Annotated in this window: 19 protein-coding genes; 9 read left to right on the plus strand and 10 right to left on the minus strand. The window is 69.7% G+C overall.

Annotated elements, in window-relative coordinates; translation table 11 throughout:
• Positions 1-256: 256 nt before the first annotated feature.
• Positions 257-397, plus strand: a complete 141-nt coding sequence (locus tag ACWGQ1_RS12620; protein ID WP_452313068.1) for a hypothetical protein — start codon at positions 257-259, stop codon at positions 395-397.
• A gap of 1,289 nt (positions 398-1,686) precedes the next feature.
• Here ACWGQ1_RS12620 and ACWGQ1_RS12625 read toward each other — a convergent pair.
• Together ACWGQ1_RS12625 and ACWGQ1_RS12630 are read right to left on the minus strand one after the other, a co-directional pair.
• The gene (locus ACWGQ1_RS12625) at positions 1,687-2,148 is read right to left on the minus strand and encodes a hypothetical protein (protein ID WP_452313069.1); all 462 of its coding nucleotides are present in this window, start codon (positions 2,146-2,148) and stop codon (positions 1,687-1,689) included.
• 64 nt (positions 2,149-2,212) lie between these two features.
• Entirely contained in the window at positions 2,213-2,596 is a 384-nt protein-coding gene (locus ACWGQ1_RS12630) for a hypothetical protein (protein WP_452313070.1), read from the minus strand.
• 337 nt (positions 2,597-2,933) lie between these two features.
• On the opposite strand from ACWGQ1_RS12630, the gene ACWGQ1_RS12635 reads away from it, so the two are divergent.
• Positions 2,934-3,545: a GNAT family N-acetyltransferase gene (locus ACWGQ1_RS12635; RefSeq protein ID WP_452313071.1), complete on the plus strand. Its 612-nt coding sequence runs from the start codon at positions 2,934-2,936 to the stop codon at positions 3,543-3,545.
• Between the two features lie 4 nt (positions 3,546-3,549).
• Here the strand turns inward: ACWGQ1_RS12635 and ACWGQ1_RS12640 are convergent, their stop codons facing one another.
• On the minus strand, positions 3,550-4,203 hold the full coding sequence (locus tag ACWGQ1_RS12640) for a response regulator transcription factor (RefSeq protein ID WP_247981882.1): 654 nt from the start codon (positions 4,201-4,203) through the stop codon (positions 3,550-3,552).
• On the minus strand, positions 4,200-5,393 hold the full coding sequence (locus tag ACWGQ1_RS12645) for a sensor histidine kinase (RefSeq protein WP_452313072.1): 1,194 nt from the start codon (positions 5,391-5,393) through the stop codon (positions 4,200-4,202). Before ACWGQ1_RS12645 ends, ACWGQ1_RS12640 begins: the two co-directional genes overlap by 4 nt.
• A 300-nt stretch (positions 5,394-5,693) precedes the next feature.
• Between ACWGQ1_RS12645 and ACWGQ1_RS12650 the strand changes: the two genes are divergently transcribed.
• From ACWGQ1_RS12650 to ACWGQ1_RS12665, 4 genes are all read left to right on the plus strand, one after another.
• Positions 5,694-7,139, plus strand: coding sequence for a multicopper oxidase domain-containing protein (locus ACWGQ1_RS12650; RefSeq protein ID WP_452313116.1), 1,446 nt, complete (start codon positions 5,694-5,696; stop codon positions 7,137-7,139).
• A gap of 98 nt (positions 7,140-7,237) precedes the next feature.
• Positions 7,238-8,530 carry a Dyp-type peroxidase gene (locus ACWGQ1_RS12655; protein WP_452313073.1) on the plus strand — a complete coding sequence of 431 codons (1,293 nt, stop codon included), beginning with the start codon at positions 7,238-7,240 and terminating at the stop codon, positions 8,528-8,530.
• Positions 8,531-8,570: 40 nt separating this feature from the next.
• Positions 8,571-9,452 (plus strand): phosphotransferase, encoded by an 882-nt coding sequence (locus ACWGQ1_RS12660; protein WP_452313074.1) that lies wholly within the window; start codon positions 8,571-8,573, stop codon positions 9,450-9,452.
• A gap of 64 nt (positions 9,453-9,516) precedes the next feature.
• Positions 9,517-9,942 carry a DUF2000 domain-containing protein gene (locus ACWGQ1_RS12665; protein WP_136031244.1) on the plus strand — a complete coding sequence of 142 codons (426 nt, stop codon included), beginning with the start codon at positions 9,517-9,519 and terminating at the stop codon, positions 9,940-9,942.
• A gap of 61 nt (positions 9,943-10,003) precedes the next feature.
• Here ACWGQ1_RS12665 and ACWGQ1_RS12670 read toward each other — a convergent pair whose 3' ends face one another.
• The 3 genes from ACWGQ1_RS12670 to ACWGQ1_RS12680 form a co-directional block, all read right to left on the minus strand.
• Positions 10,004-10,570, minus strand: coding sequence for a flavin reductase family protein (locus ACWGQ1_RS12670; RefSeq protein ID WP_136031245.1), 567 nt, complete (start codon positions 10,568-10,570; stop codon positions 10,004-10,006).
• A gap of 189 nt (positions 10,571-10,759) precedes the next feature.
• A complete protein-coding gene (locus ACWGQ1_RS12675) occupies positions 10,760-11,266 on the minus strand; it encodes an NAD(P)H-dependent oxidoreductase (protein ID WP_452313075.1) in 507 nt (168 codons plus the stop codon).
• Between the two features lie 93 nt (positions 11,267-11,359).
• The gene (locus ACWGQ1_RS12680) at positions 11,360-11,830 is read right to left on the minus strand and encodes a VOC family protein (protein WP_136031248.1); all 471 of its coding nucleotides are present in this window, start codon (positions 11,828-11,830) and stop codon (positions 11,360-11,362) included.
• A 141-nt stretch (positions 11,831-11,971) separates the two neighbouring features.
• Here ACWGQ1_RS12680 and ACWGQ1_RS12685 point away from each other — a divergent pair, with 141 nt between their 5' ends.
• Together ACWGQ1_RS12685 and ACWGQ1_RS12690 are read left to right on the plus strand one after the other, a co-directional pair.
• On the plus strand, positions 11,972-12,289 hold the full coding sequence (locus tag ACWGQ1_RS12685) for a sugar ABC transporter ATPase (protein WP_136031249.1): 318 nt from the start codon (positions 11,972-11,974) through the stop codon (positions 12,287-12,289).
• The gene (locus ACWGQ1_RS12690; RefSeq protein ID WP_136031250.1) at positions 12,289-12,495 is read left to right on the plus strand and encodes a DUF2188 domain-containing protein; all 207 of its coding nucleotides are present in this window, start codon (positions 12,289-12,291) and stop codon (positions 12,493-12,495) included. Before ACWGQ1_RS12685 ends, ACWGQ1_RS12690 begins: the two co-directional genes overlap by 1 nt.
• Positions 12,496-12,499: 4 nt before the next feature.
• On the opposite strand, the gene ACWGQ1_RS12695 is transcribed toward ACWGQ1_RS12690, so the two are convergent.
• Together ACWGQ1_RS12695 and helR are read right to left on the minus strand one after the other, a co-directional pair.
• Positions 12,500-12,658, minus strand: a complete 159-nt coding sequence (locus ACWGQ1_RS12695) for a hypothetical protein (RefSeq protein WP_452313076.1) — start codon at positions 12,656-12,658, stop codon at positions 12,500-12,502.
• A 52-nt stretch (positions 12,659-12,710) separates the two neighbouring features.
• Entirely contained in the window at positions 12,711-14,843 is a 2,133-nt protein-coding gene (gene helR / locus ACWGQ1_RS12700; RefSeq protein ID WP_452313077.1) for an RNA polymerase recycling motor ATPase HelR, read from the minus strand.
• 128 nt (positions 14,844-14,971) lie between these two features.
• Between helR and ACWGQ1_RS12705 the strand changes: the two genes are divergently transcribed.
• Positions 14,972-15,553 carry an NADPH-dependent FMN reductase gene (locus tag ACWGQ1_RS12705; RefSeq protein ID WP_136031252.1) on the plus strand — a complete coding sequence of 194 codons (582 nt, stop codon included), beginning with the start codon at positions 14,972-14,974 and terminating at the stop codon, positions 15,551-15,553.
• Between the two features lie 10 nt (positions 15,554-15,563).
• Here ACWGQ1_RS12705 and ACWGQ1_RS12710 read toward each other — a convergent pair whose 3' ends face one another.
• A complete protein-coding gene (locus ACWGQ1_RS12710) occupies positions 15,564-16,427 on the minus strand; it encodes a DUF72 domain-containing protein (protein WP_452313078.1) in 864 nt (287 codons plus the stop codon).
• Positions 16,428-16,446 lie beyond the last annotated feature (19 nt).

Here is a 16,446-nt window from a genome sequence, read left to right on the forward strand (position 1 = left end):
GATCCGAGCGGGATTCCCCAGTTTCCGTTTCGGTTGCCGGCGGCCACCGTTCCCCCGTGGTGGCCGCCGGTCCCCAGGGGGGTCCGCCTTCGTGAATCGCATGGTTGTCGCTTGGCCTGTGAAGAGGTACGCCTGGTTGTAACTCTGCGCGTCCGCGATGTCCGGCGCCGTACGGCAGGTGAGCTGGCACTCCGCCCCGAGCACCGGGACGCGGTAGGTTCCCAGCATGAGTGAGCGGAGTCGATGGCGGGATTGGATGGCGGCGACCGACGACGAGCTGCACAGGCTGACTGGACTGCGGTCAGACCGGCTGGTGCGCTGGGACTATGTCGGAGCGTTCGAGAAGGGGCTGAGCCCGGCGGAAGCCGCGCGCCAAGCGGCTGTCGAAGCGGAATGAGGCAGGGCGGCATATCACCCGGATGAGACCCATCCTCCGAGCTTCGGGCAACGGCAAGCCCTGGTGCAGACTGGTGCTCAGAGTGGCCGGGGATCCCCTGGCGGGGTGGTCGCTCGAGTCGCGAGCCCCCTCCTCGTCCCCCGAGGAGGGGGCTCCTGCGAGCCTGATCTGGGGTGGCGAATCGTGCACTGCATGCCAGCGATGTGACACGCGCCGCGAGGCCTGCGCTACCGTCGCGGAGGAGGCGTGTACGGCTCGCGTGACACATCGAGGCTGATGGGCACGCGGTCGGAGAAGTCACCGACTCCATGCGCCCAATCGCGCACCTCCTCCGCGATGTAGACCACGGTTCGCGGCGTCGGCTTGAGGAAGCGTGGACCAGCGCCGCGGAACCGGAGATCGCGTACTCGCCAAAGCGGTAGCTCGGGCACGAGGACGCTGAGCGACGACTCGCTCACGTAGGTTCGCCGTCGCAGGGTGGCGAGATTGGCGTCGGCATAGACGTATCGGCGATCTAGGCTCGGGGGAGTGCGGTACCCGGCGGCGGGGCCGAGCACCCAGTCCGTGGCGACGGTAGCCTCCAGCCAGCGTCGAAAGAGGAGCTCGTCGAAGAGTGCCTGCCCGTCAGTCAATTTCCATACCGGAGGGCCAAGACGGGCGGCGGAGCGCAGAAGCGCCAAGAGACGAGCGGGCGTTAGCCCCGGCGCTACCGTCCCGGCTTCCTCAAGAGTCAGCCACGTCGTTTGATGCGAAGGGCGCGTTGTCATGCCGGCGAGTCTAGGGTGACCCTCGCAGCGGTCGCCTCGGGTATGAATCTGAGCGTTGATTTGGAGCCCTCTGTTCAAGCGATTGCGGACCGGGTCGCGTCGATGATGAAGGGTTTCGATGCCGCCAGGCCTAATGAAGGCGTCGCGCCAGTCTTGCTTCGATCATCCGAAGCGGCGCGAATGACGTTCGAGAGTGGGCCGCGAGAGAGTTCAGCTGAGTGATGACGTCTCACATTCGTCTCACATGGCGAAGTTCGCGGGTGTCCCTCTCTGTCCGTTGATGTCGGCTACTGAATCAAGAAACACCCTGATCAAGAGGGCAAAAGCGGGTCAGTGTCCGCGAGGGTCGAGCCATGTCGTATCGTGTCTTTTCGACAAGGGGTCGCAGGTTCAAATCCTGTCAGCCCGACCAGAAAGCCCCGGTGAGAGCATCCTTCTCACCGGGGCTTCGTCGTCTTCGCACGCGATCGCTGCGAGCTCTTCGTGCGCGGTGGCTCGGGCGTTGTGCTCGTGTTCGCGCTGTCAGCTCTTGCGACGGTTGCTCATCGTCTGGATGCCCCAGGCGATGAGCCCGCCGACGGCGCCGATCACCGTCCCGACGATCAGCCCGCTGGGGATGGCCGCGATGCGTGGGATCAGGCGCGCCCCGGCACCGTCACCGAGGGACGGCGGAGCGCCGCGATAAGCGAAGTCCCAGAGGAGTTGGTGCGTGATGACGAGCATCACCCCGAAGATCACCCCGATGACCAGCACCGTCAGGAACGGCCTGGGGACGCGCGCTACGACAGCGACGACGATCCACAGCACGACCGGGCCTATCGCGAGCACCCACGTGATCGGGCTGCCCTCGTCGATCACGTGCAGGTCGTGGAGGATGACCCTGATGAGGGCGACGGCCGCGAGTCCGACGAGTGCCAGAGCCGACAGCCCGAGAGGGTTTCGTCGTGCGGTGGGAGAAGGAGGAGGTGGGTTCTCGGAGATCATGCGCCAACGGTAGGGGCGGGTGCCGCGGCGGAGGGTCCGTACGGGGGCGACAATCCTGGTCGCATCAGGGCGACGTCCGGCGCGACGGACGGTTCCTCCGTCGCCGGCGGCGGGCCCTCTGGATCGATTCGGCGACCAGGCCGCTGAGCGCGCCGAACCCAGCGGATCGCCCGATCTCGATGGTGGCGGCGACGAGATTCAGGCCGATGCCGTGGTCGGGCCAGTCGCCGATGGCCACGGTGGTCGCCCCGAGGAGGAGGGCGAAGAGAACCCCGGACAGAGTGAGCGTCAGAACCGGTCGCGGAACATGGCCGAAGCCGGCACCCAGGACCCAGATGACGAAGGTGGCGAGGAAGGCGACCATCACGGTCGTCACCCCGCCGACGACCGCTTCGAGACCGATCAGTCGCAGGAGCGGCCACAGAAGCCCCAGGACGCCGAAGCCCATGACGGCAGGCCAGCTCAATCGGGGACGTGGGCCGGGGATCTCTGGTGGCTGCGACGGCGTCGGTGACTCGCTCATCCTGTCAAAGTAGGCAACGGGCCCCCGGGGTCGCGTGCGCTCTGGATCAGTTGTGTTGTCGCTCTCGGACGACCGGGTCCTGCTCCTCCTGTCGCGCATCGCGACGGCTACCACCTCGAGCGGCGCGGGGGATGCGGGGCGCCGTGGGAGGACAGCGGGGTCGTCACGGGGCGATCCGAGAAGTCGATCGAGGCGAGCATTCGGCGACATCACCGTCGCGCCACCGTGGGGTGATGACCGCTCGACGACGAGGACTGCACCGATGAGACATCGCGAACCGTACCTTCACCTTCGTTCTCTCGACCGCGCCGATGTGGCGGAGATCGCGGCGCTGCTCGGGCGTGGAATGGCCGACAACCCGCTCCACGTCGCGGTGTATGGCGGCGATGAAGCGAGGCGGACTCGTCGCCATGAGTCGCTGATGAGTGTGCTCCTCTCCGGTTCGCCCTCGATGCGGGTCGACGGCGTCGAGCAGGGTGGGTCGCTGATCGGTGTCGCCGCGGCGGTACCCCCGGCGCGCTGCCGGCCCCCGGCGAAGACCCGGCTGCGGCTCCTCTCCCGTGCGCTGACCTTCGGCCCAGGCGCCGCTGCGCGCCTGCTGGCCTGGAACCGGGCATGGACAGCGCGGGACATCTCAGAACCGCACGTGCATCTCGGGCCGGTGTCGGTCGATCGGCACCTGCGCGGGCGGGGGATCGGCACTCTCCTGATGCTCAGACACACGAGCCATCTCGACTCCATAGGCGTGCCCGGCTACGCCGAAACGGATCGCCCGGAGGCAGTCGGCTTCTACCGGAGGCACGGATACGCGGTCATCGGAGAGACAGACGTTCTCGGCGTTCCGAACTGGTTCCTGCGGCGCCCGCCTCGGTGAGAGCTCACGACGTGACGAGCCCGGATCGGTGAGCGATCACCACGAGCTCTGGACGGTCACGCGCACCCACCTTCGCGAGGATCCGACTGACGTAGGTGCGCGCGGTCGCCGGGCTGAGGTGCAGGATGGCAGCGATCTCGTCGTTCGTGTCGCCGTGTCCGATCCGCGCAAGGACCTCGATCTCCCGGGCGCTGAGGACGGCGAGTCGAGGATCCGGGGTCGCGGCGGCCCGACCGGACGCGACCATGCCCATCAGTCGTTCGACGATCGCCGGTGAAAGCAGTCTTTCTCCCTGGCCGGCCCGCGTCACGGCGTCACGCAGGTCATCCCGCGGCGTGTTCTTCAAGAGGTAGCCGACCGCCCCTGCGCGGATGGCCTGAACGACGTCCGTGTCGTCGTCGAACGTCGTCAGGACGACGACACTGGTGTCGTGCAGCCGGTGGTCCGCGCGGATCACGCTCGTCGCCTCGATGCCGTCCATCACAGGCATCCGGAGGTCCATGAGGACGACATCTGGTCGGTACTTTCGGACCGCCTCCACGCCGCTCCTGCCGTCGGTGGCCTCGGCGACCACCCGGATGCTGCCATCCCGCGAGAGCAGCGTCCGCAGGCCGGCGCGGACGAGGTCCTGGTCATCGACGAGGACGACGGAGGTCATGCCCTCACCGCCAGGGGAAACGAGGCGTACACCGCGAAGCCGGCGTCGCGTGGACCTGCGGAGAACGTGCCGCCGAGCAGGTGAACGCGCTCTCGCATCCCCTCCAGCCCTCGCCCGGGCCGGACCGAGTCGTCGGACGGCTCCGTGGTGCGCGGCCTGCCGTCGTTGACGATGCTGACGGCGACAGCATCGTCCGCCTGCCTTATGTCGACGTCGACGCGCGCCGCGTCGGCATGTCGCACGACGTTGGTGATGGACTCCTGCACGATCCGGAACACGGCGGCTTCGACGGTCGATGGCAGTGCGGCGGAGATGGAGACACTCGCGCGCACCGTCAAGCCGGCCTGCGTCGCCGGGAGGATCGCTGACTCGAGGTCGTCGATTCCGAGCGGGGGGCGCGTCGCGCCCTCCTCCCTCCGCAGGTTCGCGACAGTACGGCGCAGATCCTCGAACGTCGCCGAAGTGGTGCTCGCGATGATCGCCAGCGCCTCACGCGCCGCCGCGCTGTCCTCGTCAGAGGCAGTACCGGGGTCCAGCGCTTCCTCCGCGATCTGCGCATGCAGAGTCACCACCGTCAGCGCGTGCCCCATCGAGTCGTGGAGTTCACGTGCGATCGAGAGCCGTTCGGACATCGCGCGTTTCTCTGCCTCCCGGGCGTACCGTTCGACGGTCAGGGCCGCGATCTGAGAGGACTTCTGGCGGAGCTCCCGCCGGGATCTCACGTTGTCTCCCAGGGCGATCGCCGCTGCGAGTAGGAGAGCGTGTCCAGGCAGTTCGTAACCCACGACCACGGCGGGGTCCTGTCCGATGGCGAGCCTGTACGCCACCGAGATGACCAGGACGGTCACGGACGTGGCGATCGATGCCCCTGTGCGACCGTATTCGGCGGCCGAGAACACCGCGGCCGCGAGAGGCACCGCGATCCCGATCGCCGGGTAACCGGACGCGTAGTAGGCGACGACCCCTGCCGCGGAGAGTACGACGACGACGACAGGGTGGCGTCGCCGGGCCAGCATCAGTGCACCGAGGCCGACCGCCCACAGATAGGCCCACCCGTCCGGTTCTGCCCCGTCGATATCCGCGGCGATGAAGAGCGACACGACGAGAGTCACGCCGATGCCGAGGAGGCCGTCGAGCACCCAGGGAGCAGGACGCGAACCTGCCTCCGCCGCGGGCGCGTTGTCGGTCATGCTGTCATGGTAGGTCGGTCCGTGCTGGTGTGTGAGTCGTTGGAAAGCGACATCTCGGCGACCGCGGGAGTGCGAGTCCGGTGCGGAGAACCTCGGTGTCGCCCGGAAGCGACTCGACTTGTCGACGGGGGAGGGACGGCTTCCTCTGCACGGATTCCTAGCTTTACTGGCATGACCAGGATCGCCCGTGGGGCCGAGCATGTCGCACGACGCTCTGCATCGAGCCGGGGACGGCTCCTCGGTCCGGCGATCCTCTTCGGCGCTCTGCTCCTGACCGCTGCCGTGACGTTCACCGCCTGCGTGTTCGACTCGGGGTTCGGCCAGGACACGTCCGTCTTCACGCCGACGAAGCCACCCGCGTTCGAGACTCCGCTACCGATCCCCCCGCTGGCGGAGTCGGAGGTCGTCGACGGTGTTCGAGTGTTCTCGCTCACCGCCCAGGAGGGTCAGATGCAGTTCCTGGAGGGGATGACCACCCCGACCTGGGGTTTCGACGGCGACTACCTAGGCCCCACACTCCGGGCGCAGCGTGGGGAGAAGGTGGCCGTCGAGGTCACCAACGCGCTCCCGGAGACCACGACGGTCCACTGGCATGGCATGCATCTGCCGGCTGCCATGGATGGCGGGCCGCACCAGCCGATCGAATCCGGCGGGCGCTGGCGGCCCGAGTGGCGGGTCGACCAGCCCGCCGCCACGCTGTGGTACCACCCGCACCCGCACGGCGAAACCGAAGAGCACGTCCTCCGCGGGCTTTCGGGCATGTTCATCCTCGACGATGAGCACAGCCAGAGCTTCGGACTGCCCACGGAATACGGAGTCGATGACGTTCCGCTCATCGTGCAGGACAAGAAGTTCCGTTCCGACGGCGAGTTCCAGTTCGACTCTCAGGGCAATGAGGTCGGCCTTCTGGGGAACGTCCTGCTGACCAACGCAGCATGGGGCGCGGTCCTCGACGTCTCCACCGAGCTCGTCCGGTTGCGGATCCTCAACGGGTCGAGCGCGCGCACCTACGACTTCGCGTTCGACGACCAGCGCGGCTTCTCGCTGATCGCCACGGACGGCGGGCTGCTCGAGGCGCCGCACATCACCGATCATGTGCGTCTGTCGCCCGGCGAGCGTGCTGAGATCGTGGTGGCGATCGCCCCGGGGACGGAGACGATGCTGCGCTCGCTGCCGCCTGATCTCGGTGATGTCGCCGTGCCCGGTGCGTACGGAGGGTTGGACGAGTTCGACGTCCTCCTCCTGCGTGCTGCTGATCAGCTCCGGACGTCCCCGCCACTGGCGGAGCGGTTCGGCGACATCTCCCGCTTCACCGCGGTCGACGCCGACAACGCGCGCATCTTCGACGTGCAGAACCGCGAGATCAACGGCCGCCGCATGGACATGAATCGTATCGACGAGGTCATGCAGGTCGACTCGACCGAGCTGTGGGAGGTCACCAATCGAGACCTGTTCCCGCACAACTGGCATGTTCACGACGTGCAGTTCCAGGTCCTCGACATCGACGGGGAGACGCCGGGGCCAGAGCTCTCGGGATGGAAGGACACCATCTATCTGGAACCTCGTCGCGTCTACCGGATCATGATGCGATTCGAGGACTACGTCGATGACGAGAACCCGTACATGATCCACTGTCACCTTCTCCTTCACGAGGACGAGGGGCTGATGTCGCAGTTCGTGGTCAGCCGAGATGAAGCCAGCCGCAATGCGGGACCCGTCGATCCGAACGGAGGACACGGACATTGAGCACCCAGGAAGCCAGCGATGACCCGTCGGAGAGGGAGGCGGTGGTCTCACCGGGATGGCGGGACGGACGCACGGAGGGCGGGCCGAGGCGTGTGGCGATGTCTCGCCGCGCCCTCCTGGGCTCAGCGCTGGCAACCGCAGGTGGGGCGGCCGCGATGGGGTTCGCGACCGGGCGTCTCACGCTGCCGAACGCGGAGACTGCACGCCTCTCCGCAGATCCCGGGGCCGGGACGACGATCTCGCCGTTCGGTGCGCACCAGGCGGGAGTCGCCACCGCGCAGCAGCAGTATGTCACTCTTGTCGCGGCCGATCTGGCCGTGACGGACGCGGTGTCGCTTCGCCGCTTCTTGGCTGACGTCTCGCGCACGATCGTCGCCATCGTGCGTGGTGAGGACACTCCGCCCTCGTCGATGTATCCCGACGGCGCGGTGACCCCCACCGACTTCGCGACCGGGCTGTCTCCTGCGGGTCTGACGGTCACGGTGGGCGTCGGCCCTGGCGTCTTCGCCCTGCCCGGGGTCGCCGGCGAAGCTCCCCGACGGCTGCGGCCACTTCCCGAGTTCACCGGCGATCACCTCGACCCGCGCTGGGGAGGGGGTGACCTGCTGTTTCAGATCTGCGCCGACGATCCACAGGTCGTCAGTGCCGCGACGCGAGCTGTGCGCGCCCGAATGCCCGGATCTGCGGTCATCCGCTGGACGCAGTCCGGATTCCTCAGTTCCCCGCACGACGGCGGCACTCCGCGGAACATGTTCGGTCACAAGGACGGAACGTCCAATCCCCGCATCGGAACCCGAGAGTTCTCGGACGTCGTCTGGGCGCTTCCCGACGAGCCATCGTGGTTCCGCGGGGGTACCTACCTCGTGTTCCGGAAGATCCGGATGCTGACGGCGAGCTGGGACCTCACAGCGCGCGACGAGCAGGATGCGGTGATCGGGCGCCGCCGCGGGGATGGCGCTCCGCTGACGGGGAAGGGCGAGTTCGACGCCCCCGACCTGGACGCCGTGGGGGCAGACGGCACCCCGGTGATCGCAGCGGACGGGCACATCCGCCGCGCTCATGGCTTTCCGATGCTGCGCCGCAGCTACACCTATGACTACGGATTCCTCACGGCGATGGCCGGCGGCGGCCCGGATCCGCTCGAGCATCCCGAGGACCATCCTCATGCTCCGGGAACGAAGGACCACCATCATGGCGGGCACGGAAAGCTCGACGTCGGGCTGCTGTTCTGCGCCTACGGCAACGACCCCGATCGTCAGTTCATCGCCGCGCAGACGCGTCTCGCCGAGAACGATCGGCTCAACCGGTTCATCCAGCACACAGGCAGCGCGATCTTCGCCGTCCTGCCCGGGTTCGGCGAAGACGGATACGTTGGCGACACGCTGGTGTGACGTCGTCACCCCCTTCCCGACCAAGGATCTGAGGAACGAGATGAAAGAGGAGATCGTCACGACATCCGCGGTGACCCCGTCGGATCGCGCCCACCTCGCCGAGTTGGGGCGGCGATCTCGACTGTGGTCGCCCGGCGACGAGCCGACGCTCGTGACTCGGGGAGCCGAGAATACGACGTTCGCTGTCGGGGACTACATCGTCCGACGATCCGCGGACCTCGAAGCCGTCGATCGCGAGGTCGAACTGCTCACGACGCTCGCCCGTGCGACGTCGGTGCCGACGCCGACACCGGAGTTGCATGAAGCAGAGCGCGGGACGTTCGCCTACCGACGGCTTCGAGGTACTCCGTTGATCCATCGGCGCGAACGGGACTCGAAGAACGTGCAACGGGCCCTCATAGACGTGTTGTCCGCGTTCCGGGAGGCTCTTCCGGTCACGCGGCTGCCCGTCGATCGGTACCCGAATGACGAGTGGCATCGGGACGCTGTGCAGACCTACCGGTCCGTGCGGAGTCACCTGAGCGCCGAGCAGGTTCGTCTCGTGCGCGCCTTCCTGGATGAGTCGCCGCCGCCCACCCGATCGCTCACCATCGCTCAGCACAATGATCTGGGAGCTGAGCACATCCTCGTCGACGACCGGGGTCACGTGACCGGTGTCATCGACTGGACTGATGCGGCGCTGACGGACCCGGCACGCGACATCGGGTCGATCTACCGAGACCTGGGGCCCGACGCGGCGGTCCGGGTCGGAGAGGGACTGGACGGCACTCCGACTGACGACGAGCTCCGTCGCATCCGCTTCCATGCCCGCTGCCGATGGCTCGAGGATGTCGCCTTCGGCATCGGAGACCCGCTGAGGCGCCGGCCCTATCTCGACAACGCCTGGATCACCTTCGACCACACGTTCGCGGGCGGATCATGAGGGGCTCGGATCGACCGGCCGGCCCGTTCCGGCCGCGGCCGCGGCCGCGACCGAAGGAGCACACATGGAACCGCAGACTGTCCGCTTCGACACACGGATCGCGGTACTGATCCACGACGGCCTGATGCCCTGGCAGGAGCTCAACGTCACGGCGTTCCTGATCAGCGGCATCGCCACCAGCGCCCCGGGTCTGATCGGCGATATCTACGCGGACGCGGACGGAAACGAGTACCTCCCCATGCTCCGTCAACCCGTGCTCGTGTTCACGGCGGACTCGGAGCAGCTCGCACGAGCTCGCGAGCGAGCCATCGAACGAGGCTTCGCGACGAGCATCTACACCCGTGACCTCTTCGCTACCGGAGACGATGCGTCCAACCGAAGAGCCGTGGCCGGGGTGTCCGCCGCAGATCTCGATCTGGTCGGTGTCGCGCTGCGCGGCCCCAAGAACCCGATCGACCGCATTACCAAAGGTCTGGGCAGACACATCTAGCCGCCTGATCGAGGAAGCGAGAGATCCGAAGGGTGGTCGACGGAGCCGAGCGTGCGTCCCGTCAGGGGAGGAGCGAGTGCGCGCCCAGGGCGTGCCACGTGCGGTCGTGGTAGACGAGGGCGCGCTCGGCGTCCCGCGCGATGTGCGCCTGCAGGCCGTGCGCGGCGATGACCGTCGAGCCGCCCGCCTCCATCCGGCTCACGACGGCGCAGCGCACCCAGGCGCGGGCTCCCGCGAACACGGGCTCCCCGGTGGCGAGCGGGGCCCAGGCGTTCGTATCGGCGAAGCGGTCGATGCCGCTGGTCGCCCCTAGGCGCGCGAGCTCGATGTCGTCCGCATCCAGGAGGTGCACCACGACCGTCGCGGCCGAGGTCAGGGTCTCCGCCGCCGACGACAGCGCCGACACCGAGAACACCAGCAGCGGCGGATCCACGCTCACCGAAGACACCGACGACGCCGTGAGCGCCACGGGGCCGTCCGCCCCCTGCGCGGTGATCACGGCCACGCCTCCCGGGTGCCCGCGGAACACGGCCTTGAACGTGTCGGCGCCGACCGACAGCCGGTCCAGCACGTCGGAGGCGGCACGCTCGCGGGCGGGGGACGAGGACGAAGCGGCGGGGGCGGTCATGCCACGACGGTACGCACGGCCCCCGCGACCGCGCACCCGGACTGCAACACGGCGACATGCGCCGCCACATACCGTCGCTCCGGCTCTCACACGGAAGACCGCTCCTTACATGGGCGTCTGCGTCGATCGTCCTCTCGGACCGGCCCTCGACCGCGGCACTCGCGTTCCGCTCGCGTCACCCGCCCCTGGTCAGTGCGCGAGCAGCGATTCCAGCGCCCGGCGGTGCGGGGCGAGCCACGCGGACACGAGGCGCGTGCGGTCGTCGACCTCGGCGGCCGGGAACGCGAGGCCGCGCACGGGCACCGTCGCACCGAGCTCGACCAGCAGGGGGCGCAGCGTGTGCTCGACGGCGAGGGTGTGCGCGGGGGAGCCGATCGTGAGGACGGGCACGGCGATCACTCCGTCCAGCCCGCCCGTGTCGACGCGGTCGAGGAACGCCTTCAGCAGCCCGGTGTAGGCGGCCTTGTACGTGGGGCTCGCCACGACCACGACATCCGCCGTCGACACCTCTTCGACCAGGGCGTCGATCTCGGGGTCGGGCACGACGAAGACCCGGTCCGCATACGCCGCGAGCTCGATGGTGGGCAGCACCTCGGCGCCCGTGAGGTCGGCGAGCTGCGCCGCGACCTCCTCCGCGACGCTCGTGGTGCGGGAGGACGGGTGGGGGTTCCCCACGAGGACCGCGATCGACGTCATGAGTCGATTTCAGCCCGGCGGGCCTGGCCCGGGCAAGCGCGGCGACGCGTAGCGTCACGAAACCCGAGGACGCGCCCAGGTCCCGGGCGCGGGTCAGCGGTCGCGGGCGTCGTCCGTCGTGAAGCCCTCGCGCGCCGCGCGCTCCTCCAGCGTCTCCAGCTCCTGGAACAGGGTGATCTGCCACCCCGCTGGGCCCTGGATGCGCGCGTTGAGGCTCCGGAACGGCGTCTGCACGGGTGGCGCGATCACGGCGGCACCACCCTCCTCGGCGGCCGCGACGGCCTGGGCCGTGTCGTCGACCTCCAGGGCGATGCGCAGCGCTCCGGGCGTGTGTGGTGCGCCCTCCACCTCGTCGATGTTCGCGGCGTGCGTCGGCGTCGCGAGCTCGATGGTGGCGATGCCTGCGTGCAGGATCGCCACGCGGTCGTCGCCGTCGGTCGCGTAGGCGAGCTGCTCGGGCATGCCCAGCACGTCGCGGTAGAACCGGAGGGCGGTGTCGAAATCGTCGGTCTCGATGATCAGCCGCAGCTGCGTCGGGGTGGGGGCGGGAGTGGTCGCTGTCATGCCCTCATCCTGCCCCCGTCCGCGCGCGCCGTCACGGGTTCCGACGCCGCCGGAACCTACCCGCTGTGGTCGGCCCGCTCAACCCCCTCGGCACCGGGAACCCCGGGCGGCACACTGGGCGGACCGATCGAAGGAGGAGACATGGCATCGACACCCGACGACGTCGGCGGTCAGCCGCTGCGCGACGGCGACGCGACCACCGAAGCAGACCCGCGGGACGATCCGGCGCAGGCGGAATGGGAGCGCACGGAGGCCCTCGACGATGGCGCCTCCGCCGACGAGCTCGACACGGCGACCGCGACCGGGCGCGACCCGGACGAGATCCCCGATCCCGACGACGAGGTCCCCGCGGACGACCTGCCCGGCTCCGGCCCGCAGCCCGAGAGCCAGGGCGAGGACCCGGTGCTCGCCGACCTCGGCGACGAGGGACAGGGCGACCTGGGCCCCGGTGACGTGTGATGGCCGTCACCGCCGTGGTCACGCGGTCGAAGAACGGCCAGTGGGTGAACGAGGCCGAGGGTGCTCCGGAGCTCTCGCGCAGCTACGCCAGCCGGGATGAGGCGATCGAGGAGGGCGAGGCGCTGGCGTCGGAGCACGGCGTGCGCCACACGGTCGAGATCAGCGAACCGACCGGCACCATCGTCGACCAGGACGACAGCGTCTGAGCCCTCAGGGCAGGCGGCCGAGGTCCTCGCGGTCCCGCGGCTCCTCGCCGTCCTGCGGCTGCTGGAGGTGCCCGCACTCCGGGCACCTCCAGCCGCCGGGCACCGCGAGCATCACCACGTCGTCCTCGGGACAGTGCGGTGCCGTGCGCGCGGCGTTCGTCATCGTCTCAGGGTAGAACCGCCGGCCCGCGGCGGATAGCGACCTTCGTCCGGGATCACCCGAGCAGGATGAGCTCCCGCGTGCTCCGGGTCATCGCGACGTAGCGGTCCACCGCGCCGGTCAAGTCGTCGCCGAACCGCTCGGGGTGCACCAGCACCACGAGGTCGAACTCCAGTCCCTTGGCCGAGGTCGGCGTGAGCGAGCGCACGCGGGCGGTCGGGGCGAACGAGGAGTCCCCGATCACGCAGGCCACACCGTCGGGGTTCGCCGCGAGCCAGTCGTCGAGCACGGCGGGCAGCTCGGCCACGGCACCGGTCCGCACCGGGATGCCGCTCTCGCGCACCGAGGTCGGGACGTTCGCGTCGGGCAGCGCCGCGAGGATTCCGGGGGCCGCGACCGCCATCACCTCCGCGGGGGTGCGGTAGTTCACCCCGAGGTGGGCCACGCTCACCTCCCGTACGCCGACCCGGGCGAGCCGCTGCTGCCAGGTCTCGGTGAAGCCGTGTCTCGCCTGGGCGCGATCCCCGACGATCGTGATGCTGCGCGAGGGGCACCGGGCGAGCAGCATCCGCCACTGCGCATCCGTGAGCTCCTGCGCCTCGTCGACCACGATGTGCCCGAACGGCCCGGCGAGCTCGTCCGGCGGCAGCACGGGCGGTGCGTCCACGCCCACGAGCACGTTGCGGGCGTCCTGGCCACGCAGGATCGACATCACCTTCATCTCGCTGTCGTCGTCCTCGATCAGGTGGTCGACCACGTGCGACATCTGCTCCTGCGCCGAGGCGATCACGGCGTCGCGGCGGTGGGCGGCTCGCACGGCCTCCGGGTCGCCGATGCGCCGGTGTGCCGCGTCGAGCAGCGGGAGGTCGGCGTCGGTCCAGGCATCCGGACGGTCGCGCTGCAGCAGCGTCACCTCGTCGGGGGTCAGCGTAGGGGCACACGCCCGCAGGAACTCGGGGGAGCTCCACAGTCGAGCCACCACCTCGCCCGGTGTCAGCAGGGGCCACGCGCGCACGAACGTGCCGGTCAGCTCGTCGTCCTGTCGCAGCCACCGTCGCACCGCGTGGGGCGGCACCTCGTCGTCGTCGACCTGTTCCACCAGCAGTTCCAGCAGCTCTTCCCACACCTCGTCGCGCGCCTCGTTGTGGGTCGCGGCGGGGTCGGCGCCCGCGAACACCTCCGCCCACTCCTCGCGGCTGAGCCACAGGTCGGCCCACGGGGAGTCGAGGCGCGTCGCGTGGCCGGGCGGCCGCTCGAACGCGGCGGCCGCGGCGGCAAGCACGGCCCCGGGGTCGAGCGCGGCCTTGAGTGCGGCGATCCTCTGGTCGGCTTCGGGCGGGGCCGTCGCGCCTTCCGGGGTGAGGTCGCGGAGGGTGCACAGCCGCACGGTGTCCTCGCCGAGGCTCGGCAGCACGTCTTCCACGTAGGCGAGGTAGTGCGGGTTCGGGCCCACCAGCAGCATCCCGCCCGCGCTCGCGGTGAGGTGCGGTTCGGCGTAGAGCAGGTGGGCCGCGCGGTGCAGTGCCACCACGGTCTTGCCGGTGCCCGGACCGCCGTCCACCACGAGGGCGCCGCGGGACGGGCTGCGGATGATCGCGTCCTGGTCGGCCTGGATGGTCGCCAGCACGTCGCGCATGCGGGCGGTGCGGTGCGTGCCGAGGCTCGCGATGAACGCGGACTGGTCGTCGAGGGAGGCCGCGCCGTCGAAGCCGTCGGCGGTCAGGGCCTCGTCCCAGTAGTCGCTGATGCGGCCGTCCGTCCACCGGTATCGGCGGCGGGAGATCAGACCGCGGTGGTCCTCCAGTGTCGCGGCGAAGTAGGGCTCGGCGGCGGGCGCACGCCAGTCGATCAGCAGCCGGGTGCCGTCGGACGCGGCGAGCCCGGTGCGGCCGATGTAGACGGGCTCGCCGTCAGCGGGGGTCATGCGGCCGAGGCACACGTCGATGTCGAAGCGTTCGAGCACGCGCAGGCGCGACGACAGCCGCCGGATCTCGAGGTCGCGGTCCACGGCGGCGCCCCCGGAGCCGGCGCGCACGCGACGGACGTCGTCGAGCCGTCGGGCGACGTCGGCGCGCTGACCGTCGAGTTCGGCCGCGATGCGCTGGAGGTGTCGGCGATCGGCGTCGATGAGGGCGGGGGCGGTCTTGGCCTGTTTCTCGGGGGAGAGGTGGAAGGGGTCGATGGGCATGAATCTCCTTCGCGTTCCACGCGCCGGAGCGCGCGCAGACCGTCGATTCTGCCCGCGGGGTGGGGCCTTGCGGCAAGCCCCCACCGCGGAGATATCCTGGAAATGCAGGGAGAGACGGGGGACTCACCATGGCCCATCGGATCGGCTACCTCATCGGCAGCCTGGCGTCGGACTCGATCAATCGCACCCTCGCGAGGGCGCTGGTGCGCCTCGCGCCGCCCAGCCTGGAGCTGGAGGAGATCCCCATCCGCGGCCTTCCCCTCTACAACCGCGACGACGAGCTCGAGCCGGTCGAGGCGGTCACGGAGTTCAAGCGCGCGGTGGAGAGTGCCGAGGGCCTGCTGTTCGTGTCGCCCGAGTACAACCGGTCGATCCCCGGCGCGCTGAAGAACGCGATCGACTGGGGCTCGCGCCCGTGGGGTCACAACTCGTTCGCCCGCAAGCCGAGCGGCATCATCGGTGCGTCGACCGGCGCGATCGGCACGGCCGTCATGCAGTCGTCCATGCGCAGCGTGCTGAGCTTCCTCAACGCCCCGCAGCTGAACGCGCCGGAGGCGTACATCACGTTCCGGCCCGAGGTGTTCGGTGCGGACGGCGAGGTGCACGACGAGGGCACGAGAGACTTCCTCGCGCACTACATGGAGGAGTACGGGGCGTTCGTCGAGCGGGTGCTGTCGCTCACCGCGCCAGGACACGTCGGCGACCGCTGACGCCTCGCCATCACGCCGGTGGGGCGTCCACGAGGGCGCGCAACGCCAGGGCGTCGTGCGGGGCGTGCCCGCGGGCGTCGTTGTCGAAGTACACGAACACGTCGCGCGGGCGGCCGTCCGCGGCGCCCGACCCGTCGGCCCAGGCCCGGATGAGCGTCGCCCACTCGCGCAACTCGGCGCCGGTGTACCCGCTGTGGTACAGCATGCGCGCGCCGTGGAGCCGGATGTACACGTGGTCCGCGGTCAGCGCGTCGAACCTCGGCCATCGCCCCGCGGTGTCCGCGACCACCAGCGCGGTGCCGTGCGCCTGCAGCAGCGTCAGGCTCGCGGGGTCGGCGAAGGTGGCGGAGCGCGGTTCGAGCGCGTAGCGCAGCGGCCGGTCGGCGTCGATGTCGAGCCACGCGCGGTCACGGAGGCGTTCGTCGTGGCCGCGGGCGAGTTCGAGCGCCTCCCCGGTGGTGCGGGGGAGGCTGTCGAGGAACGACTCCAGGAGCGCCGGCACGAACTTCTGGCGCTCCGGCAGCTGCCACAGGATCGGCCCGAGCCGTTCGCCGAGCGCCAGCACGCCCGAGGCGAAGAAGTTCGCGAGGGCCTGGTCGACCGCGCGCAGGCGCAGCATGTGCGTGACGTAGCGCGACCCCTTCACGGCGAACACGAAGTCGTCCGGCACGCTCGACGCCCACGTGCGGTAGCTCTCCGGCCGTTGCAGCGAGTAGAACGAGCCGTTGAGCTCGACCGAGGGGAACTGCTCCCCGATGTACTCGAGCTCGCGGCGCTGTGGCAGGCCGCGGGGGTAGAAGTCGCCCCGCCAGCGGGCGTAGCGCCAGCCCGAGACGCCGATGCGGACGCGCCCGGTGACGGGTCCCGCGGTCACGGTGCCGCCTCCGCGAGGG

The sequence above is a fragment of the Microbacterium sp. NPDC055599 genome (genome assembly GCF_053618975.1).

Coding starts and splice junctions, on each gene's coding strand:
- ACWGQ1_RS12620 (WP_452313068.1), top strand. CDS start 257: ATGGCGGCGACCGACGACGAGCTGCACAGGCTGACTGGACTGCGGTCA.
- ACWGQ1_RS12625 (WP_452313069.1), bottom strand. CDS start 2,148: ATGATCTCCGAGAACCCACCTCCTCCTTCTCCCACCGCACGACGAAAC.
- ACWGQ1_RS12630 (WP_452313070.1), bottom strand. CDS start 2,596: ATGGGCTTCGGCGTCCTGGGGCTTCTGTGGCCGCTCCTGCGACTGATC.
- ACWGQ1_RS12635 (WP_452313071.1), top strand. CDS start 2,934: ATGAGACATCGCGAACCGTACCTTCACCTTCGTTCTCTCGACCGCGCC.
- ACWGQ1_RS12640 (WP_247981882.1), bottom strand. CDS start 4,203: ATGACCTCCGTCGTCCTCGTCGATGACCAGGACCTCGTCCGCGCCGGC.
- ACWGQ1_RS12645 (WP_452313072.1), bottom strand. CDS start 5,393: ATGACCGACAACGCGCCCGCGGCGGAGGCAGGTTCGCGTCCTGCTCCC.
- ACWGQ1_RS12655 (WP_452313073.1), top strand. CDS start 7,238: ATGTCTCGCCGCGCCCTCCTGGGCTCAGCGCTGGCAACCGCAGGTGGG.
- ACWGQ1_RS12660 (WP_452313074.1), top strand. CDS start 8,571: ATGAAAGAGGAGATCGTCACGACATCCGCGGTGACCCCGTCGGATCGC.
- ACWGQ1_RS12665 (WP_136031244.1), top strand. CDS start 9,517: ATGGAACCGCAGACTGTCCGCTTCGACACACGGATCGCGGTACTGATC.
- ACWGQ1_RS12670 (WP_136031245.1), bottom strand. CDS start 10,570: ATGACCGCCCCCGCCGCTTCGTCCTCGTCCCCCGCCCGCGAGCGTGCC.
- ACWGQ1_RS12675 (WP_452313075.1), bottom strand. CDS start 11,266: ATGACGTCGATCGCGGTCCTCGTGGGGAACCCCCACCCGTCCTCCCGC.
- ACWGQ1_RS12680 (WP_136031248.1), bottom strand. CDS start 11,830: ATGACAGCGACCACTCCCGCCCCCACCCCGACGCAGCTGCGGCTGATC.
- ACWGQ1_RS12685 (WP_136031249.1), top strand. CDS start 11,972: ATGGCATCGACACCCGACGACGTCGGCGGTCAGCCGCTGCGCGACGGC.
- ACWGQ1_RS12690 (WP_136031250.1), top strand. CDS start 12,289: ATGGCCGTCACCGCCGTGGTCACGCGGTCGAAGAACGGCCAGTGGGTG.
- ACWGQ1_RS12695 (WP_452313076.1), bottom strand. CDS start 12,658: ATGACGAACGCCGCGCGCACGGCACCGCACTGTCCCGAGGACGACGTG.
- helR (WP_452313077.1), bottom strand. CDS start 14,843: ATGCCCATCGACCCCTTCCACCTCTCCCCCGAGAAACAGGCCAAGACC.
- ACWGQ1_RS12705 (WP_136031252.1), top strand. CDS start 14,972: ATGGCCCATCGGATCGGCTACCTCATCGGCAGCCTGGCGTCGGACTCG.